A 25,849-nucleotide genomic window follows, 5' to 3' on the forward strand; every position below is an offset into this window, starting at 1 on the left:
ATCAATCTTAGCTGCCACGATTTGTGCTTATTTCACAACCCGTAACGCTGGACGACCTTTCGGTGGTCTTGGTGGCTCATCGTCTGGGAATGAAGGCTCTTCAGTTTGAGTTGCTTCATCATGAACCAATACGATGTTGTCAGACAGTGCTTCATCAGTCGTATTGTCTTCCCCATCAAAGTGCTCATCATAAGCTGCTTCAGGTTCAAACATCATACCAGCGCCATTTTCACGGGCATATACCGCCATGATAGCCGCCATTGGAACATATACCTGACGAGGTACACCGCCGAATCGCGCATTAAACCGCACTTCTTCGTTGGTAATTTCAAAGTTACCCACTGCACGCGGGGCAACATTTAAAACAATTTGCCCATCACGCGCAAATTCCATTGGAACATTCACCATGGGAAGAGTGACATCAACCACCAAATGCGGAGTCATATCGTTATCCAGCAACCACTCATAGTGGGCGCGCAGCAGATAAGGGCGACGTGGTGTCATTGGTGCCATTTCCATCATCCGACTTAGCCTCGTGCTGACAGGCGCATTTCACGCTCTAATTCAGTTAATGATGCTAAAAATGCATCGCGCTCAAATACACGCTGCATGTACATCTGTAAATGTTTGCTGATTGCAGGCTTTAATTCGATACCTAAAACAGGTAAGCGCCATAATAGCGGTGCTAAATAGCAATCAACTAAGCTGAATTCATCACTCATAAAGAATGGCATTTCAGCCAGCACAGGTGAAACTGCAATCAGTTCTTCCGCTAATTGGCGACGAGCTGCATCTGCTTCTTGTGCTGTGCCCTTCTCGATTTTAGCCATCAATGAGTACCAGTCTCTGCGAATGCGATGCATCAGCTGACGGCTAGTACCACGAGCCACTGGGTAAACAGGCATTAACGGTGGATGAGGAAAGCGCTCATCGAGGTATTCCATAATGATATCTGGATCATACAAAGTCAGGTCACGATCCACTAGCGTTGGAACACTTTGATATGGGTTAAGATCAATAAGGTCTTGAGGCATATGACCAGGTTCGACATGTTCAATCTCAACGCTAACACCTTTTTCAGCAAGCACAATACGTACTTGATGGCTAAAAATATCAGTTGGGCCTGAAAACAGTGTCATTACCGAACGTTTATTAGGAGCAACAGCCATTAAAACCTCCAAATGATAAAAATAATGATCCTTAAATAAGGATTAATTCATTATTTTCATTTTTAAAATCCCATGTACTTAACCTTCAAGATCCAGTTTGAAAGTCAGCACAACCCTCTCGCTTCATGAAAGCGAGAAATAATCAAATAAAAAACTGGGACATAGTCTAACAGATTTTGTACAGCTTAGGGGGCTAACCTAGAGAAAATCATCGGTTAATTTTATTAGAGAGGAATAAATTCATCAAAATCAGTGCCATTAACCTTAAATTTTAAATAATTAAACATTAAAACCTTAAAGTTAACTCCATTGTTGATGAGTTATATTTTTACTGCATTTGAGATATGACACGATAATAGAGTGGAATAATAAAATAATGTCTTCTGTCTGTCTTTATTTTAATTAAATAAGACTGGCTCAATATTTGATTTATTTTAGGCAATAAAAAACCCGCCATAAAGACGGGCTTTTTCATCAATTTTATGCCCAGAAGGCAATAAATTAACGTTTGGAGAACTGTGGACGACGACGTGCTTTACGCAGACCCACTTTCTTACGTTCAACAGAACGCGCATCACGGGTAACGAAACCAGCTTTACGCAGATCAGAACGAAGAGTCTCGTCATAAGCCATCAGTGCACGTGTAATACCGTGACGGATTGCGCCTGCCTGACCAGAGATACCACCACCTTTAACAGTGATGTACAGGTCCAGTTTTTCTAACATTTCAACCAGTTCTAACGGCTGACGAACTACCATGCGCGCAGTTTCGCGACCAAAGTATTGTTCCAGTGTACGTTGATTGATTGTGATGTTACCGCTACCCGGCTTAATAAAGACACGAGCAGATGAGCTTTTGCGGCGACCAGTGCCGTAGTATTGATTTTCAGCCATTGCTATAATCCCGATTAAATGTCAAGAACTTGCGGTTGTTGTGCCGCGTGGTTGTGCTCATTACCTGCGTAAACTTTCAGTTTACGGTACATTGCACGACCCAGAGGTCCTTTTGGCAACATGCCTTTAACCGCGATTTCAAGCACACGCTCAGGACTACGAGCAATCATCTCTTCGAAAGTTGCTTGCTTGATTCCACCAATATGGCCAGTGTGGCGATAGTAGATTTTGTCTTCGCGTTTTTTGCCGGTAACAGCAATTTTTTCTGCATTCAGAACGATGATGTAATCACCAGTATCCACGTGCGGAGTATATTCCGCTTTATGCTTACCGCGCAGACGGCTAGCAATTTCAGTTGCAAGACGGCCTAAAGTTTTGCCATCTGCATCAACAACATACCAGTCGCGTTTTACGGTCTCTGGTTTAGCTGTAAAAGTTTTCATTAAAACTTACCCAATATTGAAGTTACACGTTGTGTGAACACTCATGTTCGTAAAATATAGCGAGGTTCACGCGACTCATTGTCCAGCAAACCCACCCCTTCGAGCAGCCTAGCTGGCATTAATGCGTTATTTTTTGGGAAATAAAAAACAACGCCGTAACGTGGGGTCGCAAGATTATAGAGAAGTCAGCAACAAAAATCGACCCCAAATGCATTTTTTTTACGTTCAAATAAATAATTAGTGTCGCCTGTTCAAAAAGCACGCATAAATCCAAAGAGAAAACGACGTCCTTGGGGCCCATTTCCTCTTTGGCTTCTATGATAAATGCGGGATTTTCAAATATTCTTCACTTTGCATTTCTTGCAAGCGAGAAAGGCAGCGCTGATATTCAAACGCCAAAAGTTGCCCTTGATAAAGTGAATCCATCGGCACCTGTGCATTGATCATCAATTTTACCTTACGTTCATAGAACTCATCAATAAGCGCGAGAAAACGTCTGGCAGGATTTTCATCTTTAAGCCCCATCACAGGGACGTCATAGAGCAATACCGTATGATAACAATTTGAGAGGTAGATATAGTCGTTTTGGCTGCGAGGCTCTTCACATAAAACCTTAAAGCTGATTGCCAATACTCCTTCCGCGGAGCGAATTGCCTGCATTTTCCGATGGTTAACTTCTAATACCGGGTTTTGTTGCCCTTCTTTACCTGCCAGTTTTACAAACACTTCATCTAAATGATGGCGATTTTGTTCGTTTATTGGCGATAAAAATAGATGCGCTTGAGTCAGCGTACGCAAGCGATAGTCAATCCCCGCATCCACATTCATTACATCGCAATATTTTTTTATTTGTTCGATGGCTGGCAAAAAGCGAGCGCGTTGCAAACCGTTGCGATAAAGGTTGTCAGGGATGATGTTGGATGTCGCGACTAACGTGATGCCTCGCGCAAAGAGCCCTTCTAATAAGGTTCCTAGAATCATCGCATCGGTAATGTCCGAGACAAAAAACTCATCAAAACACAAAATATCCGTCTGTTTTTTAAATTCATCAGCGATAATGTCGAGTGGATTTTCCTGTCCTTGCAGCGCCATTAAGTCTTCCTGCACTTTCTTCATAAAGCGATGAAAGTGTAAACGCAATTTGCGTTCTCCCGGTAGACTGTCGTAGAACATATCCATCAACCATGTTTTACCGCGACCTACGCCCCCCCACATATATAACCCCTGAACTGGCTCACAGGTTTTTGTGGATGATTTCCCTAACAATCGCCCAAAGCGCTGTTTTAGACCGTTTGGTTTTTCATTTGGGAAGCAAGGCGTAGCGCTGCAAATTTGCTGATAAATCTTGTCTAATCGCTCTACGGCTTGTTTTTGTACGTCATCCGGCTGGTAATTGCCTTGCTCAAGAGCTTGTTGGTAACGCATGGTAGGGGTCATCGGTGACATCAACTCAGTGATCCTTAAAATTTTCGGTTTTTTTTACCGTTATATGATATACACTGCCTTTATTATAACCAGATTCTGTTAGCATTTAACTTTCGATTAACTATTCGGCATAGAGTAAGGAATTTCGCTTTATTATTCCACTCTTTAGCATTAACAGATTTGCTATTAGCAGGTATAGTTAGGGTAATCGAGCTAAATTTTGGCGACCATTTTCTGTGAATTTTGATTGAAGTAAACGAAGGAGTTAGCATGACTTGGGAGTATGCACTAATAGGATTAGTTGTTGGCTTTATCATCGGCGCATTGGTTGTGCGTTATGGCAATCCAAAACTTCGTCAACAAAAAACAGCACAGGCTGAATTAGACAAAAAAAGCACTGAGCTGGAAGAGTATCGTAAAGAACTCGTTAGCCATTTTGCTCGCAGCGCAGAGTTATTGGATAAAATGGCACGCGACTATCGCCAACTGTATCAACACATGGCGCAAAGCTCTTCCGAGTTAATGCCGGATATGCAAGATAACCCATTCCATTATCGTTTAACTGAATCTGAAGCCGATAATGACCAAGCACCGGTTAAAATGCCACCGAGAGATTACTCTGAAGGTGCTTCAGGGCTGTTCCGCCCTCTCGATGAAAAAGAGAAGTAATTTTTGATTATGCCACCAGTAGCGCCCGTTACTGGTGGTGTTATTCCCCTCGCTGTATCATTCCAATTCCGAATAAAATCTTATAGTTAGTTTAGCTACTGTATAGAAGTTAGCGTTTCACCTAAACATCATGTAAATGGATGTAAAATTGTGGATAAGTACTATCCGCATAGGGAACTTTTCCGCATAATCCGTGGTCATAGTCATCAGTAAAATATTATTTGAGACCCCAAAATACCTCCGCCCATATGACCTTAGTGTACCGTTTATAGGTACCATTCATATGAGCTGATATTTTCTATTGAGAGAATCTACGGAATGATGAAAAGAAAAAATTTCTTTCTGACAGCAGTCGCAATGAGTTTAGGTTTAACCCTGTCCACGATCCCAGCAATCAGCAGCGCCGCCTTACCGGCCACATTACCTGCAACCGCACAAAGCCAAAACATGCCAAGCTTAGCGCCAATGCTGGAAAAAGTGCTGCCTGCCGTCGTGAATATCCATGTTTCAGGCACCCGCGTACAAAATCAACAGATTCCTGAAGAACTGAAATTCTTCTTTGGTCCAAATGCACCTTCACAACAACAAAGCGTGCGCCCATTTGAAGGTTTAGGTTCTGGTGTCATCATCGATGCGACACAAGGTTATGTTTTAACCAATAATCACGTTATTGATGGTGCCGACAAAATCCAAATTCAGCTCAATGACGGTCGTGAAATTGACGTTAAACTGATTGGTAAAGATCCACAAACTGACATTGCCCTGTTAAAAATCAGCAATGCAAAAGATATTAAAAACCTCACCGCGGTTTCTATTGCGGACTCCGATAAACTGCGTGTTGGTGATTTTGCTGTCGCTGTTGGTAACCCATTCGGTTTAGGACAAACTGCCACATCTGGGATTATCTCTGCGTTAGGTCGTAGTGGATTAAATCTGGAAGGCTTAGAAAACTTTATCCAGACCGATGCCTCAATCAACCGAGGTAACTCTGGTGGCGCACTGGTTAACTTAAACGGTGAGCTGATTGGGATTAACACCGCAATTTTAGCACCGGGTGGCGGAAATATTGGCATCGGCTTTGCTATCCCAAGCAACATGGCGAAAAGCCTGAGTGAGCAGCTGATTAAACACGGTGAAGTTAAACGCGGAATTTTAGGTATTAAAGGTACAGAGATGAACTCTGATATCGCTAAAGCCTTCAATATCGATGCTCAGCGTGGCGCTTTTGTCAGTGAAGTGATTCCAAAATCATCAGCCGCAAAAGCAGGCATCAAATCGGGTGACGTTTTAGTCTCTGTTGATGGTAAACGCATTAATAGCTTCGCTGAATTAAGAGCTAAAATTGGTACCAGCCAATTAGGCAAAGAAATCACCCTTGGTCTGATCCGTTCAGGCAAACCAATGGAAGTGAAAGTGGTACTAGAAAGCGATGAAGGCTCTGCAACCAACGCGGAAAAACTGAGTGAATCCTTATTAGGCGCCACCATTTCCAATGCGGTTGTCAGCAATACCAAAGGGGTACAAGTGGACAGCGTAGCACCTAAGTCTCCGGCTGCTGCGGTTGGTTTAGCGAAAGGCGACCTGATCTTTGGCGTAAATGACACTCGCGTAGAAAGTATCGACCAATTCCGCAAAATCATCGATAGCAAACCACCAGTATTAGCGATGAAAGTGCTGCGCGGCGGTGAAACGCTCTACTTATTAATGAAAAACTAATTCATTAAGTTACCGCACATAAATCAATAAAACGGGTACAGTATCACTCTGCTGTACCCGTTTTTTTATGTTATGCTCAATGCATCTCTCTGCCTGTCATTTCCACCATAGCGAACTTGGTAACCTTTAACATGGTCAAAAAGCTACTTGTGTCTGTCCTGCTTGGATTGGTCACCGCCTCAATCATTATTGTGGCAGTCCCCTCATTGCGCCCACAGGGGCTGGCTGATTTACTGTATGGGAAAACCAATAGCGAGCCCGTAAGCTACAACAAAGCCGTACGCCGTGCTGCTCCTGCAGTGGTGTATGTCTATAGCAGTTCTAAGGGGAGTTTTTCCCAATCTGGTCGGGAATTACAATCTCTTGGCTCAGGGGTGATACTAAGCGCTAATGGCTACATAGTGACTAACAAACATGTGGTGGATAACCCTGACCAAATCCTTGTTGCCCTACAAGATGGTGCGATTTTCGATGCGCTTTTAGTTGGCTCTGATCCCCTCACCGACCTCGCAGTTTTGAAGATAGAGGCTGAAAATCTCCCCGTTATCCCAATTAATACTAAGCGTATCACCCATGTTGGAGATGTGGTTTTAGCCATTGGAAACCCTTATAACCTTGGACAAACAGTTACCCAAGGGATTATAAGCGCGACGGGACGTGTCGGTTTAAGCTCCACACGTCGCCAAAATTTCCTGCAAACCGATGCCTCGATTAACTCGGGTAACTCCGGTGGCGCCCTTATTAACACGGAAGGGGAATTGGTTGGCATAAACACCCTTTCATTCAGCGCAGGTCAAGGAGTCAGTTCCGAAGGATTGAGTTTTGCTATTCCAACCGCCCTAGCTACCAAAATCATGGAAAAACTGATCCGTGATGGTCGTGTCGTGCGAGGCTACATCGGCATTACGGCTCGTGAATTACCGCAAATTCGCACAAATACAAATAATATCAATCAAATTCAAGGGTTAAGGATTTTCCAAGTTTCAGCCAATGGGCCTGCTGCAAAATCAGGCATTGAGCAAGGGGATGTTATTTTATCCTTAGATGGAAAACCTGCCGTTTCTGCCGCAGAAACGATGGATTATGTCGCCGAAATTCGCCCCGGAACAAAAATTCCCGTTCAGATTTTACGTGATGGTAATGTACAAAACATCGATATCGTGATTGAAGAACTTCCTGAAGGGCAAGCGAACTAAATCCTCAATTCCACCCAGTCAAATCTTCCACTCAAAATAAGCCCGAAAAAAAAGGTTGTTCCGATAAAGAACAACCTTTTTTGTTTCTGCAATCTTGTTTTGCAATGATATCAACGCAATCTGGAATTAGTCTTCAGATTTAACGCGTTGAATATTAGCGCCTAACGCATTTAATTTCGCTTCAATATTTTCATATCCACGATCGATATGATAAATACGGTCAACTGTCGTTGTTCCACCCGCGATACAACCTGCAATCACTAAACTTGCTGACGCACGTAAATCTGTTGCCATGACTTGCGCACCTGTGAGCTTTTCAACGCCATGACACACAACGGTATTACTTTCGATATCCGCGTGCGCACCCATACGAATTAACTCAGGAATATGCATAAAACGGTTTTCGAAAATGGTTTCCGTGATAACACCGGTGCCTTCAGCCACCAAGTTTAATAGGCTAAATTGCGCTTGCATATCAGTAGGGAAACCAGGATGTGGAGCTGTACGCAATGTAACCGCTTTTGGACGTTTACCATGCATATCTAGGCTAATCCAATCTTCCCCCGTTTGAACATCAGCCCCAGCCTCACGTAATTTCGCTAGCACCGCATCCAATGTGTCTGGGCGTGCATTACGGCAAACCACTTTACCGCGAGAAACCGCAGCAGCGATTAAGAATGTGCCTGTTTCAATACGGTCTGGCAGAACGCGATACACACCGCCACCTAAACGAGCCACACCTTCAATGACAATACGGTCAGTTCCTGCACCAGTGATTTTCGCACCTAACGCATTTAAGAAATTGGCAGTATCTTCAATTTCAGGTTCACGAGCAGCGTTCTCGATAGAAGTGGTTCCTTCAGCAAGCGCTGCGGCTGTCATGATACTGATAGTGGCACCAACGCTTACTTTGTCCATCACGATGTCAGCGCCTTTCAGGCGACCATTCACCGTTGCCTTAACATAACCATCTTCAAGGACAATATTGGCACCTAACTTCTCTAACCCGCTGATATGTAAATCCACTGGACGAGCACCAATGGCACAACCGCCCGGTAGAGAAACTTCACCATGACCAAAGCGTGCAACCAGCGGCGCTAATGCCCAAATAGAGGCACGCATGGTTTTTACTAGATCATACGGCGCACAATATTCAGTCACATTGCTAGCATCAACAAAAATCGAACCATTACGCTCGATTTTGACGCCAAGTTGGCTGAGTAACTTAATTGTGGTGTCGATGTCTTTCAATTTAGGGACATTCTGTAATTCAACTGGCTCTTCAGCCAGTAAAGCAGCGAACAGGATTGGCAGTGCGGCGTTTTTAGCGCCTGAAATAGAGACTTCGCCCTCTAAGCGGGTTGGCCCTTTAACTAAAAATTTATCCATTCTGGTATTCTCGTGTGTCAGATTTTTACAAACTGTTCGCTTACATTTTCAAACTTATAGGCCGCTCAGCTTACGATCACGCTCCCACTGCGCTGGGGTATAAGCTTTAATTGAAAGCGCATGAATTCGATTGTCCGCAATATATTCCATTAACGGCGCATAGACTGCTTGCTGCTGTTTAACACGGCTCATGCCGTCAAAAAGGCTGCCAACAGCGATAACTTGAAAATGACTGCCATCGCCATTCACTATCACTTCATCCAGTGACAGCTTTTCCATTAAGACTTGTTTAATTTCGTTGGTATCCATAATGACTCAATTTTGTAATTAATTATGATAATAAATATAGCCATCTATCCTAAAGGATTCAGCTTAACACTTAAACTAAAGAAAACGCTTCTGGCGTATAAAAACACTCAGAAGCGCTATTTTTTACATAACTTGACTTAATCCATCAGCAGGGATTTTACCCCGTACAATTCCATCAAGGTATTCAAATTATCACTCACACCAACAATACCAAAATGGCTTTGTTGGGACTGATACTCACCTTTTAAGCGTACTAGCATTGCCAGTCCGGTAGAATCCACATGAGTTAAAGCAGAAACATCAACTTGCTCAACTTGGGTCAATAGTGTTTGGCGCTTGTCCCAAAATTCAACCAGAGAATCGCGATTTAAAATACCGGAAAAAGCCAATGTTTTGTTATTTTTCGTCCAAGATAACAGACTACTCATCTTAATTGTTCTCTTCTAACGTAATCGGCACCTGAGCACTACGTTGTAATTGAGCAGTCAATCCATCAATACCTTGCTTACGCAGAATATCACCCCACTCATTTTGCTTGGTGGTAATCATACTCACGCCTTCTGCAATCATGTCATACGCCTGCCAGTAACCTGTTTTACTGTTTTTACGCCATTGGAAATCCAAACGTACTGGAGGGCGACCATTAGTATCATTGATGGTCACACGGATAGCGACAATATTTTTGTCGCCAATCGGCTGCTCAGGAGCGATGGTGTACGTTTGACCGTGATACATTGCCAGTGCTTGACCGTAAACTTGCTCAAGATAAGACTCAAATGCTTTAAAATACGCATCGCGCTGCGCTGGGGTAGCATCTTTATAATAAGTCCCTAATACCAACGCGCCCGCATATTTAATTTGCACATATGGCAGTAACTCTTCACGCACGATGGTACGTAAGTAATCTGGGTTTTGTTTGATTTGAGGCTGCTGTGCTTTTAAGCGATCGAAAGTTTTCGCTGCGGCTTCTTCCATAAGCTTATAAGGATTAGTTTGGTCAATCGCCATCGCAAATGGCGCAACCACTAACATAGCTATCATTATTAAACGTTTAAACATAATTCATTCCTTTTAAGTTCACAGGGAATTACAACTTAGTGAGCAACAGGCTCTGACGGTGCCGCAACATGAGCCTCTGGCGCAGCTGCAGAACCTTGGCTATCACCACTCTTATACAAGAATTGACCAATTAAATCTTCCAGTACCATTGCCGGTTTGGTGTCTTCTAAACGACTGCCATCTTTTAACATCGCAATCCCCATATCTTCATCATAAGGACCGATATTCATGGCGATATACTGTTCACCAAGCAGGCCTGAAGTACGAATTGATAGCGAGCTGGAATCAGGAATATTGTCATATTCGCTGAGTAAATCGATTTGAACGTCAGGAATATAGTTCTTTTTATCTAAAGAAATATTCGCAACCCGTCCCACGACAACGCCACCGACTTTGATTGGAGAGCCAACTTTTAAGCCACCCACGTTTTCAAAAGAGGCGGAAACTCGGTAAGTTGACTGACTACCAATCGATTGTAAATCCGCCACTTTTAAGCAGAGGAACACAATTGCGGCGATCGCCAGCAACATAAAACAACCCACCCATATTTCACTTTTTTTACTTTGCATGACTTAGTTCCCAAACATCAGTGCTGTCAGTACGAAATCTAACCCTAGAACCGATAATGATGCATGCACAACAGTTTTAGTCGTTGCACGGCTAATTCCTTCCGAGGTTGGAATCGCATCATAACCATTAAATAGTGCAATCCACGTTACCGTGATTGCAAAGACTAAACTCTTGATAAAACAGTTCACTAAATCGAGTCGCCACTCGACGGAGGACTGCATGGACGACCAGAAGAAACCGGGGTCAATCCCTTTCCAATCCACACCAACAATGGCCCCGCCAATAATACCTACGGCGACAAAAATCAGTGATAACAACGGCATGCTAATGAACCCAGCCCAAAATCTTGGGGCGACAACACGACGCAGAGGATCCACCGCCATCATTTCTAAACTCGAAATCTGCTCAGTAGCTTTCATCAAACCAATTTCTGCGGTTAATGCCGAGCCAGCTCGTCCCGCAAACAACAGCGCAGTGACCACAGGTCCTAGCTCGCGTAATAACGAAAGCGCTACCATCATGCCAAGGCTGGCTTCTGCACTGAACGTCGTCAGTACCAAATAACCTTGTAAGCCAAGCACCATCCCGATAAACAGACCAGACACAGCCACAATGAGTAGAGACTGAACCCCTACCGAATAAAGCTGTTTAACTAACAGCGGCCACTGCTTGCCAAACTCAGGTTTGCCAAATAGTGCACCAAATAATAAATAGCCTGCTCGACCAAAAGCCGCAAATGTTTCAATCCATCGACGTCCGAAGGCAGCAATCGCCTTAATTATCATGTTCATTTACCCTAATAAATCAGCCGAATAGTCATTGGCAGGAAAGCGGAATGGCACAGGACCATCAGCAATTCCATCCATAAACTGTCTGACGCGCGGATCTTGGTTCTCGCGTAACTCTTCCCCAGTTCCTTTCGCAATAACATGTTGCTGTGCCACAATATACGCTTTATCGGCAATACTTAGCACTTCAGGAACGTCATGGGAAACCACCACGCAGGTTACCCCTAACGCTTGGTTGAGTTCGTCAATCAGTTTGACCAAAACTCCCATCGTAATCGGGTCTTGCCCCACAAACGGCTCATCAAACATAATCAGGTCAGGATCCAGAGCGATAGCTCTTGCCAGCGCCGCACGGCGAGCCATTCCCCCTGAAAGTTCTGATGGCATTAATTTTGCGGCTCCGCGTAACCCCACCGCCTCTAACTTCATCATCACCGTCGTATGAATCAATGACTCCGGTAAATTCGTGTGCTCACGCAAAGGGAAAGCCACATTATTGAAAACGTCCATATCGGTAAACAAGGCACCGGATTGGAATAACATGCTCATTTTTTTACGCGATTGGTATAACTTAGAACGAGACAGCGCAGGAATATTATCCCCATCAAACCAGATTTCCCCTTCCTCTGGGCGCAGTTGCCCGCCAATCAGTCTGAGCAATGTGGTTTTACCAATCCCTGAAGGCCCCATAATCGCAGTAATTTTACCACGAGGCACAGTTAGGTTAATATTTTCGAATATTTTCCTATTGCCCCGCGTAAATGACATGTTTTTGACTTCGATTAAGTTCTCTGTCTGTGCTTGCATCGTTTAATAGCTCGTTATAGGTCAAACTATGATTCTACCTAAATAAATTCAGGGTTTTACAGAAACATAAACCAAATAGTATTAACTAATATTTTACCTAATTAATAGAAGATAGCTCTTAGAAATTTATATATCCAACCATAAGGGTAAGAGAATTAAAAAAATTTTTTTTGGGCATCGGTGCGGTTAATCCCTAAAAGGCTCTTTTGAGCTCAAATCGCTAATAAAGACTCATAACCATGACATTCATAAAAGCTTAGAGACAAAATACTTACTGATACTAAGTATTCGTTATACAATCCGATTTCTCTTTTTTGATCTAACCGAAACTTTGGATCCAACCGACACTTTTGATTCACCCGAAAACACACATGGAATTAGACATGTCAAATATCGATTTTCAGAAAGTAGGTAAAGAAGTTCTCCATATCGAACGCGAAGGTCTGAAAAACCTAGAACAATATATTAATCATGACTTTGATCTTGCTTGTCAGCAAATCTTTGCTTGTCAGGGAAAAGTGGTCGTTATGGGGATGGGGAAATCAGGGCATATTGGACGGAAAATTGCGGCGACGCTTGCCAGCACAGGAACGCCTTCATTTTTCGTGCATCCTGGGGAAGCTAGCCATGGCGATTTAGGGATGATCTCCAATAAAGACGTTGTATTAGCGATTTCGAACTCTGGTGAATCAGGAGAGATCTTAGCCCTACTGCCAGTGTTAAAGCGTATCAAAGTCCCACTGATCTGCATGACCAATAATCCAGACAGTAACATGGGCAAATATGCAGATATCCACTTATGCATAAAAGTACCACAAGAAGCCTGCCCGCTAGGTTTGGCACCAACAACAAGTACCACGGCAACATTAGTGATGGGTGATGCGTTAGCCATTGCATTATTAACCGCCCGCGGCTTTACAGCAGATGATTTTGCACTATCTCATCCAGGGGGCGCACTTGGGCGCAAACTTTTACTCTTAGTTCGTGATTTAATGAGTACCGGTGACGATGTCCCTCATATTCCGAAAAGTGCCACATTACGCGAAGCCCTTGTGGAAATTACCCGTAAAAAGCTGGGTATGACCGTCATTTGTGATGACGATATGAATATTCAAGGGATATTCACGGATGGGGATTTACGCCGCATTTTTGATATGGGCATCGACCTTAATAATGCCAAAATTGCCGATTTAATGACGCCGGGCGGTATTCGAGTCGCGCCAGGTATGCTAGCTGTTGAAGCGCTGAACCTGATGCAATCTCGCCATGTCACGTCGTTATTAGTGGCAGATGGCGACCAATTAGTGGGTGTTCTCCATATGCACGACCTACTGCAAGCGGGTGTGGTATAAGTCGAAAGTATACATAAAGGAAATAGAATGAACCCTAATTATCAGAATACTTGCTATGGGTCTGTAGCAAATTCTGTGATAGAAAAAGCGACCAAAATTAAACTGCTTATCTGTGATGTCGATGGCGTGATGTCCGACGGTTTAATTTATATGGGGAATAATGGCGAAGAATTAAAAGCCTTTAATGTCCGCGATGGGTATGGCATTCGCTGCCTATTAACCTCAGGTATCGAAGTCGCTATTATCACCGGACGCAAAGCTAAATTGCTGGAAGACAGAGCCCAAACGTTAGGTATTACATATCTTTACCAAGGACAAAGCGATAAGCTTTTGGCGTATCGCGAACTGTTAGATAAACTACAACTAACAGAAGAGCAAACAGCTTACATTGGTGATGACCTCATTGACTGGCCCGTGATGGCAAAAGTTGGGTTATCCGTTGCGGTTGCTGATGCACACCCTTTGTTATTACCTAAAGCAGACTATGTAACACATATTGGTGGCGGAAAAGGGGCAGTACGTGAACTCTGCGACCTTATTCTGTTATCCCAAAATAAACTGGAAGAAGCTAAAGGCTTGTCGATTTAAAGAACAGATATCATTCATGAGCAACGCAAAAAAGTGGTTAATCACTGTTTTATCCCTCATTGTATTGGGGCTAATTGGTTGGAACTTTTCGGTTTACGATGACTCCAAACCATTAACAACCGAAATCAATGACGGGAAACCCAATTATCAAACTGATGATTCAGTAACTTTCGTCTATAATCCAGCGGGTGATTTAGCCTATAAACTCGCCGCGAGCAAAGTTGATAATTATACCGATGGGAAAATCACGTGGTTTACCAATCCGGTATTAACCACTTATAACGATGCGGGTACGCCGACTTGGACGGTGAAATCCATTAAGGCAAGATTAACCAAAGAGCGTGTGCTCTACCTGTATAGCGATGTTCAAGTTGACAGTTTGACTCCTGAGCCTCAAATCCAGCGCATTACCACAGATAATGCGGTGGTCAATCTAGTCACACAAGATGTTTCATCTGACGATAAAGTTACCATTATCGGACACGGGCTAAATTCAACGGGCTTAAAAATGAAGGGGAACCTTCGTACAAGAACCGCTGAATTAATTGAAGATGTTAAAACTCACTATGAGTTACAACCAAAAGAGCAACACAATGAATCAAGTAACTAAGAAAAGTTTTATTCAAGGGGCTATTGCAAGTGCAATTTTGGCTCTTAGCCTACCGGCAATGGCACTGAAAACAGATACCCAACAACCGATGACCATTAATTCGGTTAAGCAATCTCTTGATTTAGAAAAAAATATCACCACATTTACTGATGACGTTGTTATCAAGCAAGGTTCCATTGATATTCGTGCCAACAAAGTTGTTGTGACTCGCCCAAGCAGCGATTCCGATAAAATCGTCATTGAAGCATTTGGTACGCCAGTGACTTTCTTCCAGTTACAAGACGATGGCAAACCAATTAAAGGTCACGCATCCAAAGCACGTTATGAAGTTGATCAGCAGCTGGTGACATTAACGGGTGATGCCTACCTTGAGCAGCTCGATAGTAATATCAAAGGCGATAAGATCACTTACGTCGTTCCAACGCAAAAAATGGAAGCGTTCAGCGATAAAGGCAAGCGCGTGACGACTGTCTTATTACCAGCCCAGTTACAAGAGAAAGGCCCAGCAGCACAGGGTTCATCAACAAGTAAGAGTAAATAATTGTTATGGCAACACTAACCGCAGAGAATCTGGCGAAATCCTATAAAAAACGCAGCGTAGTCACTGATGTCAGCCTGGAAGTGAAATCAGGGGAAATCGTCGGTCTCTTAGGTCCTAACGGTGCGGGTAAAACGACCACTTTTTATATGGTAGTCGGCATTGTTCAGCGGGATGCTGGTAAAATTTTAATTGATGGGGAAGATATTAGCTTACTTCCTCTGCATGAGCGCGCTCGTCGTGGCATTGGCTATCTTCCTCAAGAAGCATCTATTTTCCGCCGCCTCAGTGTGTATGATAACCTGATGGCCGTGTTAGAAATTCGCCCTGACTTAACCTCAGAACAGCGCAAAGAGCGCGCTGAAGAGCTGATGGAGGAGTTCAGTATTACTCACCTGCGTGATAGCGTAGGTCAGTCACTGTCCGGTGGTGAGCGTCGTCGAGTGGAAATTGCACGCGCCCTTGCTGCTAATCCAAAATTTATCCTGTTAGATGAGCCGTTTGCAGGGGTTGACCCGATTTCCGTTTTGGATATCAAAAAAATCATCCAACACTTGCGTGACTATGGACTTGGTGTGTTAATCACCGACCATAACGTCCGCGAAACTCTCGATGTTTGCGAGCGTGCTTACATTGTCAGCCAAGGGCACTTGATTGCTCACGGCTCACCAGAGATGATCCTTGAAAACGAGCAAGTGAAACGTGTTTATTTGGGTGAAGGCTTTAGACTGTAGCCAAGGTCTTAGTCTGTAATGAAAGTCTTGTTGGTTGTCATGACATTGGTTGTGTAAGTGGTAATGGAGAATAAAGCACATTCATGAAGCAAAGTTTGCAGCTCAGAATCAGTCAACAACTTGCAATGACACCTCAATTGCAACAGGCCATCCGCCTGTTGCAGTTATCCACACTTGAGCTTCAACAAGAAATTCAACTCGCACTTGAAACCAACCCTCTGCTTGAACAAGAAGAGTCATCCTCTGAGCAAGAAAACTTAGATAACCTAAGCAACGACACTGACAGCAGCGAAATCGATACCAAAGATGCCCTTGAAAACGCGGATATGCCCGATGAGCTTCCACTAGATGCTGATTGGGATGAAATCTATACAGCAGGTACCCCGTCGGGCACTAGCAACGACTACAGCTTCGATGAACTTCCTGTTTACCAAGGGGAAACTACCCAAACACTGCAAGATTATCTAATCTGGCAAGCGGATCTCACCCCGTTTACCGATACCGATCGCGCGATTGCGACTTCGATTATCGATTCAATTGATGATTCAGGCTATCTCACAAGCTCAATCAGTGAGATCCACGAAGGGATTGATGACCCCGATATCACCTTAGAAGAAGTCGTTGCCGTTTTAAAACGTATCCAGCATTTTGACCCATTAGGCGTGGCAGCTCAGGATCTCAAAGAGTGTTTGTTGATCCAGCTCTCTTTATACCCAAAAGAGACAATTGGTCTGCAAGAAGCTAGACTGATTATTAGCAATCATATTGATTTACTGGCAAATCGTGATTTTCGGCAACTGAGCAAACTGACCCGCTTAAAAGAAGATGCGCTGAAAACAGCAATTGACCTGATCCTCACACTGAATCCCAAACCAGGGCAGTCAATCAATACAGGTGAATCGGAATATGTTATTCCCGATGTACTGGTGAAAAAAGTCGGTGGGCACTGGCAAGTTGAGTTAAATACAGATAGCATCCCTAAGTTAAGCATCAATAATCATTATGCTTCAATGGCAAATGATTCAGCCAGCGAAAGTGACACGCAATATATTCGCAGTCACTTGCAGGATGCGAAATGGCTGATTAAAAGCTTAGAGAGCCGCCATGAAACATTACTGAAAGTGGCGACCTGTATTGTTGAGCAACAACAAGAATTTTTTGAGTTAGGCGAAGAGTATATGAAACCAATGATTTTGGCAGATATTGCCTATCAAGTGGACATGCATGAATCGACTATCTCCCGTGTGACAACCCAAAAATTCCTGCATAGTCCACGAGGCATTTTTGAGTTGAAGTATTTTTTCTCCAGTCACGTCAGCACGGACACCGGAGGAGAAGCCTCCTCCACTGCGATTCGTGCGCTGGTGAAGAAGCTGGTTGCTGCGGAAAACCCAGCAAAACCATTGAGTGACAGTAAATTGACGAGTATGCTGGCAGAGCAAGGTATACAAGTTGCTCGTCGAACTGTTGCTAAGTATCGTGAGTCATTATCTATTCCGCCATCAAATCAACGTAAACAGTTGGTTTAACCCAATAATATAAGGAAGATTGTATGGAATTTCAGATTACTGGACACAATATTGAAGTTACACCGGCATTGCGCGAAACGGTTGAGAAAAAACTCAAGAAATTAGAGCAATTGTTTGATCGTATTAACAGTATCCAAGTTGTTCTGAAAGTGGAAAAAGTTCAGCAAATTGCTGAAGCCACCCTGCAACTCAACGGCGCAGAAATTCACGCATCAGCGGAAGACGACGATATGTACGCGGCACTTGATTTACTCCTTGATAAGCTGTCACGCCAATTAACCAAACATAAAGAAAAACTGAGACAACACTAATACATTTATCCAGTCATTGACTGATTAATGTTCTGAACCAGATGGTGGCATACATCATCTGGTTTTGTAGTCCTAAGTGAATAATAAAATGAATAGTGATATAGAAATCCAATTAAGCGATGTTTTATCCGCCAGTTGCACACGTAATAATTTAGTTTGCACCAGTAAGAAGAGAGCATTAGAAATTATTAGTGAGTTAGCGGCCGCCGAGTTGGGATTACCGGAAAATACGGTATTTGAAGCGTTACTAACCAGAGAAAAAGTTGGCACCACGGGTATTGGTGGTGGAATTGCAATCCCTCATGGCAAACTCAATGAAGGCGAAAGTGCACGCGCCGCTGGCGTATTTTTGCATTTAGAAGAGCCCATTGCGTTTGATGCGATTGATAACCAACCTGTTGATCTGCTTTTTGCGTTACTTGTTCCATCGGATCAATGTAAAACTCACTTACATACGTTGTCTCTTATCGCTAAAAAATTAGCGGATAAAGCGTTCTGTAAGCGTCTGCGTAGTGCGCAAAGTGACGAAGAGTTATACCAGATCATCATTGAGTAAGTAATAACTGATATGTGTTGATGCCAACCTAGTGATATTGTTATGATTTCTTTCATTCGGCATCGTAAAACACCGCAAAATGCAAAATAGTCAGACGTGTTTGATCAATTAGAAATGTGTGATCAGTGAGAAATCGATCATTAAGATATAAATCCTTAAGAGACAGAAGGGAGTTAGCTCATGGTGCTGATGATTGTCAGCGGCCGTTCCGGTTCGGGAAAATCCGTTGCCCTACGCGCGCTGGAAGATATGGGTTTCTATTGTGTGGATAACCTGCCGGTAGTCTTACTGCCGGAATTGGCTAATTCACTTGCCGATCGCAATATTTCTGCGGCCGTGAGCATTGACGTGCGTAATATGCCCGACAATCCAGAAGTGTTCGAAGAAGCGATTGATAAACTGCCATCAACCTTCTCGCCACAACTGCTATTTCTGGATGCAGATCGCAACACATTAATTCGTCGTTACAGTGATACTCGTCGATTACACCCACTTTCAAGTAAAAATTTATCCTTAGAAAGTGCCATCGACGAAGAAAACGAGCTATTAGAACCGCTACGCTCCCGCGCTGACTTGGTCATTGATACCTCAGAAATGTCAGTGCACGAATTAGCGGAAATGCTCAGAACCCGCTTAATGGGCAAACGCGAGCGTGAGCTGACCATGGTGTTTGAGTCCTTCGGTTTCAAACACGGTATTCCAATTGATGCTGACTACGTTTTCGATGTGCGCTTTTTACCAAACCCACACTGGGATCCTAAACTGCGCCCAATGACCGGTTTAGATCGTCCCGTTGCGGCCTTCTTGGACAGACACACCGAGGTTCATAACTTTATTTACCAGACTCGTAGTTACTTAGAGTTATGGTTACCGATGTTAGAAACCAATAACCGCAGCTATCTCACCGTCGCCATCGGCTGTACGGGAGGGAAACACCGTTCGGTGTATGTGGCAGAACAGCTGGCTGATTATTTCCGTTCCCGAGGGAAAAACGTCCAGTCACGCCACAGAACGTTGGAAAAACGCAAGCAATGACCGTCAAAGCAACGATTACGCTAAAAAACCGTCTTGGTATGCATGCCAGACCAGCAATGCTTCTCTATGATTTAGTTAAACAATTTAACTCTAGAGTCATTTTAAAAAATGACAGCCAAATTGAGGCCGAGGCGGATAGCGTTATTGCGATGTTGATGTTAGACTCGGAACAAGGTAGTAAAATTGATATCGAGGTTAGCGGACCCGATGAAGATTTGGCGTTATCCGCAATCATTAAACTGTTTGAAAGTGGATTTGACGAAGAGTAGTCCAACTCATTGCGTCATTACATCTTAGCGAACAGAGCGATATACATGGTTTTACACGCATAGGCACCGAGTTCGTGATCCCGATCTCTTCCCTTTAACGCCTATAGCGCCTAATATTTTATATAATCTATTTTCTAGCAAACACCCCCTGCCTTCTGGGTGGGGGGTGTTTGCTTTGTACGTCCCTATTGGAGTGTGGTATGACAAAGCCAACAATTATTATCAATGATTTAGATGCAGAACGCTTAGATGCCCTGATGGAGCAAGCCGCTTATGCGGGTACGCCTGTTGCTGAAGCACTAAACGACGAATTAGACCGCGCAGATATCGTATCTCCACAAGAGATCCCTGCGGATGTAGTCACAATGAACAGCACTATTCGTTTCTTAGATTTAATCAGTAACGAAGAGCGCACACGCACATTGGTTTACCCTGCCTCTCTCAAAGATAGTGCAGAGCAACTGTCCGTGATGGCGCCAATCGGTGCAGCTTTATTAGGTTTACATGTTAACGACGAAATTAGCTGGGCGCTGCCAAACGGCGTAGAAACCCGTGTTCGTGTGTTAGAGATTGTTTATCAACCTGAAGCGGCTGGCGAGTTCCATCGCTAGTTGCGATGCTCAACAAGAGAAAGAAGACTAGCCGAAAAAAGTTTCCATCAAGAAACTGTCGTTAGTCTTCAGGCGGTATTCAGGCACTCATTGAGTGCCTTTTTGCTATTTAGCGCTTATTGTTCAACTAGAACTTACTGCCCTGCAATACTCATTTCAGGGATCAACACAGAACCACACTGAATATTGCTGCGCGTTTCGATATCATCGGCGATAGTCACCATGTTCATCCACATATCCTTCAAATTACCTGCAATGGTAATTTCGCTCACAGGATACTGAATTTCGCCATTTTCTACCCAAAAACCGGATGCCCCACGGGAATAGTCCCCCGTAATTCCACTCACACCCTGTCCCATCAGCTCAGTGACCACTAAGCCGGTCCCCATTTGCTTCAATAAAGCATCAAATGATATGCCTTGCCCTTCAATACGCCAGTTATGGATCCCACCCGCATGCCCCGTGCTTTGCAGCCCCAGTTTACGCGCAGAATAACTGGTCATCAGCCAGGTTTGCAGAACGCCATTTTCCACAATATTGCGTTCAGTAGTACGTACACCTTCACTGTCAAATGGGGATGAGGCTAAACCACCCATCAAATGCGGCTGCTCATTAATAGTTAACCAGCTTGGTAAAATTTGTTTGCCAAGGCTATCCATTAAGAATGATGATTTACGATAAATGCTGCTGCCACTGATAGCACCGACTAAATGACCAAATAACCCCGTCGCCACTTCTGAGGCAAAAATAACGGGAGCTTTCATGGTTGGCAATTTACGTGGCGATAAGCGAGATAATGTACGACGAGCACACTCTTGACCTACCCACTCAGGGGATTTTAATGCCTGCATGCTGCGTGCGATGGTATACGCATAATCGCGCTCCATTTCACCATTTTGCTCGGCGATTACGCAGCTCGACATCGAATAACGGCTAGAACTGTAGCTCTTTAATAGACCTAGAGAGTTACCAAAGACACGGATACCATAGTGTCCATTGAAGCTACCGCCTTCCGTATTCACAATGCGTGAATCTGCATTTAATGCGGTCATTTCCGCAATTGATGCCAGCTTGATGGCTTCCTCAGGGGAAAGCTCTGTAGCTTGGAATAGGTTTAAATCCGGCGCTTCAAATGCCAGTAATGATTTGTCAGCAGGGCCTGCACACGGGTCTTCAGAAGTATAAGACGCAATATCAATCGCGGCTTGAACTGTACGCTCAATGGCTTCGTCGCTTAAATCTGTTGAAGATGCACTACCTTTGCGTTGTTTATGGTAAACCGTGATCCCGAGCGCCCCATCACTGTTAAATTCCACATTCTCCACATCACCTTGGCGCGTGCTCACGCTAATGCCGGTACTTTTATTGACTGCAACTTCAGCGCCATCACAACGGCTTTTGGCGAATTCCAATGCGTGGGCGACGGCTTGTTCTAATTGTTTACGTTGTTCGGCAACTTGTTCAGTAACACTCATGCATTTTGTCCAATAAAGAGGGGAAAAGTGATTTTCTACCTCGACATATCAATGTCAGGTAGTCATAAGGGGGTTTTCCCAGTTACAATAGAGTTAATCTATAAATGTTAACACTCACAACGCCGTAAATCATGCTAATTACTCGTAATTACACGGCGGCGTTTAGTAAAAAGGAAAATCCCTATGGCCAAACAGCCTGAAGATTGGCTGGATGATATCCCAGCGCCCCAAGATGATGAGGACGATGAGATTATTTGGGTCAGCAAAAGCGAAATTAAACGCGATGCCGAGATCCTCAAAAAACTGGGGGCGGAACTTGTTGATTTAAGTAAAAGCGAGCTTGAGCGCATCCCATTAGACACTCAATTACTTGAGGCTATTGAATTAGCGCAAAAAATTAAACGTGAAGGTCGTCGTCGTCAATTACAACTTATCGGTAAACTGCTACGTTCCCGTGAAGTTGAGCCGATCACTGAAGCCCTCGATAAGCTGAAAAACCGCCATAACCAGCAAGTTGTCATTTTGCACAAGCTGGAAGATCTGCGTAACCGTTTATTAGCCGATGGCGATGAAGTCATTGAAGAAGTCGTTGCGCTGTTCCCACAAACTGATCGCCAGCAACTGCGTGCATTAGTCCGTAATGCGAAGAAAGAGCGTGATGGAAATAAGCCACCAAAAGCATTCCGCCAGATTTTCCAATATCTGAAAGAGCTTTCTGATAGCAACTGATTTCCTTGTTTTATTCAATAAAAATCCCCCTATGCGGTAAAAACATAGGGGGATTTTTTAATACCAAAATCGTAGAAGATTGAGTAATGCAGGAAGTCGAGTATAGCCTTCTCTATCAAGAAAATGCCCAGCACTTTCCACCATCGTGACAGAGGTTTTTAATGCTTTTGCTAACTCAATTGAAGCGTCAGGATCCACGACCCAATCATTGGAAGAGATAATCGAAGCTCGCTTATCCGTTATGCCAATCAGCTTATTATAATCCAATGAAAACTGAGTATGATCAGCCAACTCAGACAACGAATCCAGCGAACGATCAAACCCAGAAACTAGCACATAGCCACCAATTTTAGCCCCTTCTGGTACATTATTTTCCAGAAAGCGTAATACCGTAATGCACCCTAAACTGTGCCCAACTAAAATAGTATTTTCATCAAACTGAATATTGGCATCAAGTAAACATTGCTGCCATTTTTGCGGATCAGGAGAATTTGATTCTGGTAATGCAGGTACATCAACCGTCGCCCCTACCGCTTCTAATTCATCTTTTAACCAGTTAAACCAATTATCATTCGGTGATGCTGTATAACCATGAACAATGATAACTTTTTTACCGTCCACTTAATCGTCCTCAATATTAATCGCCACAAAAAATGGCTAAACGCAGAATCATTGCGCAAATCTAGCATGGGGTTTGTGAAGCATCATTCTCATTATTCGTGATATCTATGAGAAAAATAAACGCTTCATCCAGCTCTTCTTCTGCTTCATTCATCAATTCAATCACCGATGAAAATTGCGTACGCTGAGCCGCCTTTAAATGGCTAAAAATCAGCGTAACGGGTAACTCTATTTCCCCAGTAATCACATCCCATAACCCATCGAGATTATGGCCAAACCATTTAGGAAGCGAGAACTGTTGCTGAAATTGCCGATAAAATTCCTCAAGGCTATCTATTTCACGAAAATCAAAAACGACGGTCTTGCTCATCGCTATCCCCCAATCATTTAACTTGTTGGAACGTTTTATAATGGTCTGTACTAACGAAGATCATTCCATCAGAGGAATAGAGTAGACGGTCTGCACCACGATGCCCGCAACGATAATTTATATCAGCTTCAAACCACTGTCGCCCATCGGCAATAGGCAGGCCTTTTTCACGGTTAGAAAAGCGGTCGCCACCGATGGCTCTACCGGGCAAAACTTCACATAAATTCCCTTTTTTAGCATCCCAACCCGCTTCTCTTGCCTGTTTTTTTGTCATGTAAAATGCGGGGAGTTTTTGATATTTTTCCATAAAACTGACCACATTGTTCTGAGCGGTCAGCTGATCAATCGTTTTTGGCGTTTCACGCCGAGTTATCGCTTCGCGGGAAGGCGGTGTGCTTTGTGTACTTGATATAGTTTGTGTGGTTGATGGTGTACCAGAAGATGGTTCTGGTACGCCCTGCTCGCCACCTTTAAAGTACAGGCTAATCGCAATCAAAATTGCCATTAACACTAAAGAAATAATACGCTTATTCATAACGCCTCAATTATTTTTGCTGTGCGGATAAATAATCGCCCCAGTCACATTCGTAACTAGGGCGAAAAATAAAAGACCATCTTAACGTGTGATTACGCGGTGCCACCCACGGTCATTTTATCGAGTTTCAGTGTCGGTTGCCCCACACCCACTGGCACGCTTTGTCCTTCTTTACCACAAACGCCCACGCCTTTATCCAGCGCAAGGTCATTACCTACCATGGAGATCTGCTGCATAGCTTCAACGCCAGAACCAATTAAGGTCGCCCCCTTCACTGGTGAAGTAATTTTACCATTTTCAATTAAGTAAGCTTCAGAGGTTGAAAACACAAATTTACCCGATGTGATATCTACCTGACCACCACCAAAATTTGGTGCATACAACCCTTTTTCAACACTGGCAATAATCTCTTCCGGTGTTGATTCACCCGCTAACATGTAAGTATTTGTCATGCGAGGCATTGGTAAATGAGCGTAAGATTCACGACGCGCATTCCCAGTTGGCGCCACACCCATTAAACGCGCGTTATGCTTATCTTGAATATAGTTACGTAGAATTCCGTTCTCAATCAATACATTGTATTGACCAGGAACCCCCTCATCATCAATCGCTAATGAACCGCGACGCCCTGCGATGGTTCCATCATCCACCACGGTACACAGGGAAGATGCGACTTGCTCCCCCATTTTTCCTGAGAAAACAGAGGTGCCACGACGGTTAAAGTCACCTTCTAGACCATGCCCCACTGCTTCATGAAGTAGAACGCCTGGCCAGCCTGCACCTAAGACTACAGGCATCATGCCAGCAGGTGCGGCAACTGCCGATAAATTCACTAACGCCATGCGTACCGCTTCACGGGCATACTGCTCCGCGAGTACTTGCCCTTGATGGATTTCGAGGAAATATTCATAACCATAACGACCGCCGCCGCCGCTTGCTCCGCGTTCACGTTTGCCATCATGTTCCACCAGCACACTCACCGATAAACGCACCAGAGGGCGAATATCCGTTGCTAATGTGCCATCGGTGGCAGCGACTAACACTTGCTCATACACGCCAGTTAAGCTGGCATTCACTTCAATCACGCGAGGATCTTCAGCGCGCGCTACTTGGTCAACGCGATGCAGCAATTCAATTTTCTGCTCACGCGGTAAGCTACGCAAAGGATCCGCTTCAGAATAGAGTTTTTTGTAGTCTACATTGGTTAAAATCTGTGACTTTCCAGAGCCTTGTTCAGTCACGATACTACGGGCTGCAGTGGCGCTTTGGGTTAGTGCCAGCAATGAAATTTGGTCTGCATAGGCAAAACCCGTTTTTTCACCCGTAATCGCTCGAACCCCAACACCTTGGTCAATATTGTAGGAGCCATCTTTAATGATTCGATCTTCTAAAACCCATGATTCATGGTAGCTAGACTGAAAAAAGAGATCCCCATAATCAACACGGCGCTCAGATAGCAGCCCTAAAATATCATACAGATTATCTTGACCAAGACCGTTGGCAGCCAGCAAATGTTCGCTGACAGAAGCTAAACTCATATTCGTTACTCTTA

General features: G+C 43.9%; 32 protein-coding genes. 15 read left to right on the forward strand and 17 right to left on the reverse strand.

Going from position 1 to position 25,849, the window contains the following annotated elements; genetic code table 11:
* Positions 1–27: 27 nt before the first annotated feature.
* The 5 genes from sspB to zapE form a co-directional block, all read right to left on the reverse strand.
* Positions 28–522: a ClpXP protease specificity-enhancing factor gene (gene sspB, locus HFU86_RS16235; protein WP_132496590.1), complete on the reverse strand. Its 495-nt coding sequence runs from the start codon at positions 520–522 to the stop codon at positions 28–30.
* A gap of 5 nt (positions 523–527) precedes the next feature.
* Positions 528–1,169 carry a stringent starvation protein SspA gene (gene sspA, locus HFU86_RS16240; RefSeq protein WP_036956125.1) on the reverse strand — a complete coding sequence of 214 codons (642 nt, stop codon included), beginning with the start codon at positions 1,167–1,169 and terminating at the stop codon, positions 528–530.
* A 501-nt stretch (positions 1,170–1,670) separates the two neighbouring features.
* A complete protein-coding gene (rpsI, locus tag HFU86_RS16245; RefSeq protein WP_004258235.1) occupies positions 1,671–2,063 on the reverse strand; it encodes a 30S ribosomal protein S9 in 393 nt (130 codons plus the stop codon).
* Between the two features lie 14 nt (positions 2,064–2,077).
* Positions 2,078–2,506, reverse strand: a complete 429-nt coding sequence (gene rplM, locus HFU86_RS16250) for a 50S ribosomal protein L13 (protein WP_006659112.1) — start codon at positions 2,504–2,506, stop codon at positions 2,078–2,080.
* Positions 2,507–2,821: 315 nt separating this feature from the next.
* Positions 2,822–3,952: a cell division protein ZapE gene (gene zapE, locus HFU86_RS16255; RefSeq protein WP_132496591.1), complete on the reverse strand. Its 1,131-nt coding sequence runs from the start codon at positions 3,950–3,952 to the stop codon at positions 2,822–2,824.
* Between the two features lie 249 nt (positions 3,953–4,201).
* On the opposite strand from zapE, the gene zapG reads away from it, so the two are divergent.
* The 3 genes from zapG (at position 4,202) to degS (ending at position 7,512) form a co-directional block, all read left to right on the forward strand.
* Positions 4,202–4,600, forward strand: a complete 399-nt coding sequence (gene zapG, locus HFU86_RS16260) for a Z-ring associated protein ZapG (protein WP_036956122.1) — start codon at positions 4,202–4,204, stop codon at positions 4,598–4,600.
* A 321-nt stretch (positions 4,601–4,921) separates the two neighbouring features.
* Complete coding sequence (locus tag HFU86_RS16265) at positions 4,922–6,316, forward strand: Do family serine endopeptidase (protein WP_036956406.1); 1,395 nt, start codon at positions 4,922–4,924, stop codon at positions 6,314–6,316.
* Between the two features lie 131 nt (positions 6,317–6,447).
* Positions 6,448–7,512 (forward strand): outer membrane-stress sensor serine endopeptidase DegS, encoded by a 1,065-nt coding sequence (degS, locus tag HFU86_RS16270; protein ID WP_187129663.1) that lies wholly within the window; start codon positions 6,448–6,450, stop codon positions 7,510–7,512.
* A gap of 126 nt (positions 7,513–7,638) precedes the next feature.
* Here degS and murA read toward each other — a convergent pair whose 3' ends face one another.
* From murA to mlaF, 7 genes are all read right to left on the reverse strand, one after another.
* Positions 7,639–8,901, reverse strand: a complete 1,263-nt coding sequence (murA, locus tag HFU86_RS16275; protein WP_036956120.1) for a UDP-N-acetylglucosamine 1-carboxyvinyltransferase — start codon at positions 8,899–8,901, stop codon at positions 7,639–7,641.
* A gap of 54 nt (positions 8,902–8,955) precedes the next feature.
* Positions 8,956–9,210, reverse strand: coding sequence for a BolA family iron metabolism protein IbaG (ibaG, locus tag HFU86_RS16280; RefSeq protein ID WP_036956119.1), 255 nt, complete (start codon positions 9,208–9,210; stop codon positions 8,956–8,958).
* 137 nt (positions 9,211–9,347) lie between these two features.
* The gene (gene mlaB / locus HFU86_RS16285) at positions 9,348–9,638 is read right to left on the reverse strand and encodes a lipid asymmetry maintenance protein MlaB (RefSeq protein ID WP_132496592.1); all 291 of its coding nucleotides are present in this window, start codon (positions 9,636–9,638) and stop codon (positions 9,348–9,350) included.
* Position 9,639: 1 nt separating this feature from the next.
* Positions 9,640–10,269, reverse strand: coding sequence for a phospholipid-binding protein MlaC (mlaC, locus tag HFU86_RS16290; protein WP_036956117.1), 630 nt, complete (start codon positions 10,267–10,269; stop codon positions 9,640–9,642).
* 35 nt (positions 10,270–10,304) lie between these two features.
* Entirely contained in the window at positions 10,305–10,838 is a 534-nt protein-coding gene (gene mlaD, locus HFU86_RS16295; RefSeq protein WP_108478434.1) for an outer membrane lipid asymmetry maintenance protein MlaD, read from the reverse strand.
* Between the two features lie 3 nt (positions 10,839–10,841).
* Positions 10,842–11,624 carry a lipid asymmetry maintenance ABC transporter permease subunit MlaE gene (mlaE, locus tag HFU86_RS16300; RefSeq protein ID WP_036956115.1) on the reverse strand — a complete coding sequence of 261 codons (783 nt, stop codon included), beginning with the start codon at positions 11,622–11,624 and terminating at the stop codon, positions 10,842–10,844.
* A gap of 6 nt (positions 11,625–11,630) precedes the next feature.
* A complete protein-coding gene (gene mlaF / locus HFU86_RS16305; RefSeq protein ID WP_006659099.1) occupies positions 11,631–12,434 on the reverse strand; it encodes a phospholipid ABC transporter ATP-binding protein MlaF in 804 nt (267 codons plus the stop codon).
* 383 nt (positions 12,435–12,817) lie between these two features.
* Here mlaF and kdsD point away from each other — a divergent pair, with 383 nt between their 5' ends.
* From kdsD to rnk, 11 genes are all read left to right on the forward strand, one after another.
* Positions 12,818–13,786, forward strand: coding sequence for an arabinose-5-phosphate isomerase KdsD (gene kdsD, locus HFU86_RS16310; protein ID WP_036956114.1), 969 nt, complete (start codon positions 12,818–12,820; stop codon positions 13,784–13,786).
* Positions 13,787–13,813: 27 nt separating this feature from the next.
* Complete coding sequence (gene kdsC, locus HFU86_RS16315; protein ID WP_036956113.1) at positions 13,814–14,374, forward strand: 3-deoxy-manno-octulosonate-8-phosphatase KdsC; 561 nt, start codon at positions 13,814–13,816, stop codon at positions 14,372–14,374.
* A gap of 16 nt (positions 14,375–14,390) precedes the next feature.
* Positions 14,391–14,984 (forward strand): LPS export ABC transporter periplasmic protein LptC, encoded by a 594-nt coding sequence (lptC, locus tag HFU86_RS16320; RefSeq protein WP_036956112.1) that lies wholly within the window; start codon positions 14,391–14,393, stop codon positions 14,982–14,984.
* Entirely contained in the window at positions 14,968–15,525 is a 558-nt protein-coding gene (gene lptA / locus HFU86_RS16325; RefSeq protein ID WP_036956111.1) for a lipopolysaccharide ABC transporter substrate-binding protein LptA, read from the forward strand. Before lptC ends, lptA begins: the two co-directional genes overlap by 17 nt.
* A 5-nt stretch (positions 15,526–15,530) precedes the next feature.
* Positions 15,531–16,256: an LPS export ABC transporter ATP-binding protein gene (gene lptB / locus HFU86_RS16330; RefSeq protein WP_036956110.1), complete on the forward strand. Its 726-nt coding sequence runs from the start codon at positions 15,531–15,533 to the stop codon at positions 16,254–16,256.
* An 83-nt stretch (positions 16,257–16,339) separates the two neighbouring features.
* Entirely contained in the window at positions 16,340–17,785 is a 1,446-nt protein-coding gene (gene rpoN, locus HFU86_RS16335) for an RNA polymerase factor sigma-54 (protein WP_187129664.1), read from the forward strand.
* 23 nt (positions 17,786–17,808) lie between these two features.
* Positions 17,809–18,096, forward strand: coding sequence for a ribosome hibernation promoting factor (gene hpf / locus HFU86_RS16340; RefSeq protein ID WP_036956108.1), 288 nt, complete (start codon positions 17,809–17,811; stop codon positions 18,094–18,096).
* An 88-nt stretch (positions 18,097–18,184) separates the two neighbouring features.
* Complete coding sequence (gene ptsN, locus HFU86_RS16345) at positions 18,185–18,652, forward strand: PTS IIA-like nitrogen regulatory protein PtsN (protein WP_132496594.1); 468 nt, start codon at positions 18,185–18,187, stop codon at positions 18,650–18,652.
* Positions 18,653–18,832: 180 nt separating this feature from the next.
* The gene (gene rapZ, locus HFU86_RS16350) at positions 18,833–19,687 is read left to right on the forward strand and encodes an RNase adapter RapZ (protein ID WP_036956106.1); all 855 of its coding nucleotides are present in this window, start codon (positions 18,833–18,835) and stop codon (positions 19,685–19,687) included.
* A complete protein-coding gene (npr, locus tag HFU86_RS16355; RefSeq protein WP_036956105.1) occupies positions 19,684–19,956 on the forward strand; it encodes a PTS phosphocarrier protein NPr in 273 nt (90 codons plus the stop codon). The genes rapZ and npr overlap by 4 nt, the downstream gene beginning before the upstream one ends.
* 200 nt (positions 19,957–20,156) lie before the next feature.
* A complete protein-coding gene (gene rnk / locus HFU86_RS16360; protein ID WP_036956104.1) occupies positions 20,157–20,567 on the forward strand; it encodes a nucleoside diphosphate kinase regulator in 411 nt (136 codons plus the stop codon).
* A 134-nt stretch (positions 20,568–20,701) separates the two neighbouring features.
* On the opposite strand, the gene pmbA is transcribed toward rnk, so the two are convergent.
* Positions 20,702–22,042 carry a metalloprotease PmbA gene (gene pmbA / locus HFU86_RS16365; protein WP_187129665.1) on the reverse strand — a complete coding sequence of 447 codons (1,341 nt, stop codon included), beginning with the start codon at positions 22,040–22,042 and terminating at the stop codon, positions 20,702–20,704.
* 183 nt (positions 22,043–22,225) lie between these two features.
* On the opposite strand from pmbA, the gene yjgA reads away from it, so the two are divergent.
* Complete coding sequence (yjgA, locus tag HFU86_RS16370) at positions 22,226–22,771, forward strand: ribosome biogenesis factor YjgA (protein WP_036956102.1); 546 nt, start codon at positions 22,226–22,228, stop codon at positions 22,769–22,771.
* A gap of 57 nt (positions 22,772–22,828) precedes the next feature.
* Here yjgA and HFU86_RS16375 read toward each other — a convergent pair whose 3' ends face one another.
* The 4 genes from HFU86_RS16375 to tldD all read right to left on the reverse strand — a co-directional run bounded on the left by HFU86_RS16375 (position 22,829) and on the right by tldD (position 25,835).
* Positions 22,829–23,392, reverse strand: coding sequence for an RBBP9/YdeN family alpha/beta hydrolase (locus tag HFU86_RS16375; RefSeq protein WP_132496596.1), 564 nt, complete (start codon positions 23,390–23,392; stop codon positions 22,829–22,831).
* Positions 23,393–23,453: 61 nt separating this feature from the next.
* A complete protein-coding gene (locus HFU86_RS16380; protein ID WP_187129666.1) occupies positions 23,454–23,762 on the reverse strand; it encodes a barstar family protein in 309 nt (102 codons plus the stop codon).
* Positions 23,763–23,775: 13 nt separating this feature from the next.
* Positions 23,776–24,297: a ribonuclease domain-containing protein gene (locus tag HFU86_RS16385; RefSeq protein WP_187129667.1), complete on the reverse strand. Its 522-nt coding sequence runs from the start codon at positions 24,295–24,297 to the stop codon at positions 23,776–23,778.
* A gap of 92 nt (positions 24,298–24,389) precedes the next feature.
* Positions 24,390–25,835: a metalloprotease TldD gene (gene tldD / locus HFU86_RS16390; protein WP_132496599.1), complete on the reverse strand. Its 1,446-nt coding sequence runs from the start codon at positions 25,833–25,835 to the stop codon at positions 24,390–24,392.
* Positions 25,836–25,849: the final 14 nt, after the last annotated feature.

This window comes from Providencia sp. JUb39, from assembly GCF_012272845.1.
Taxonomy (GTDB): domain Bacteria; phylum Pseudomonadota; class Gammaproteobacteria; order Enterobacterales; family Enterobacteriaceae; genus Providencia; species Providencia lanzhouensis.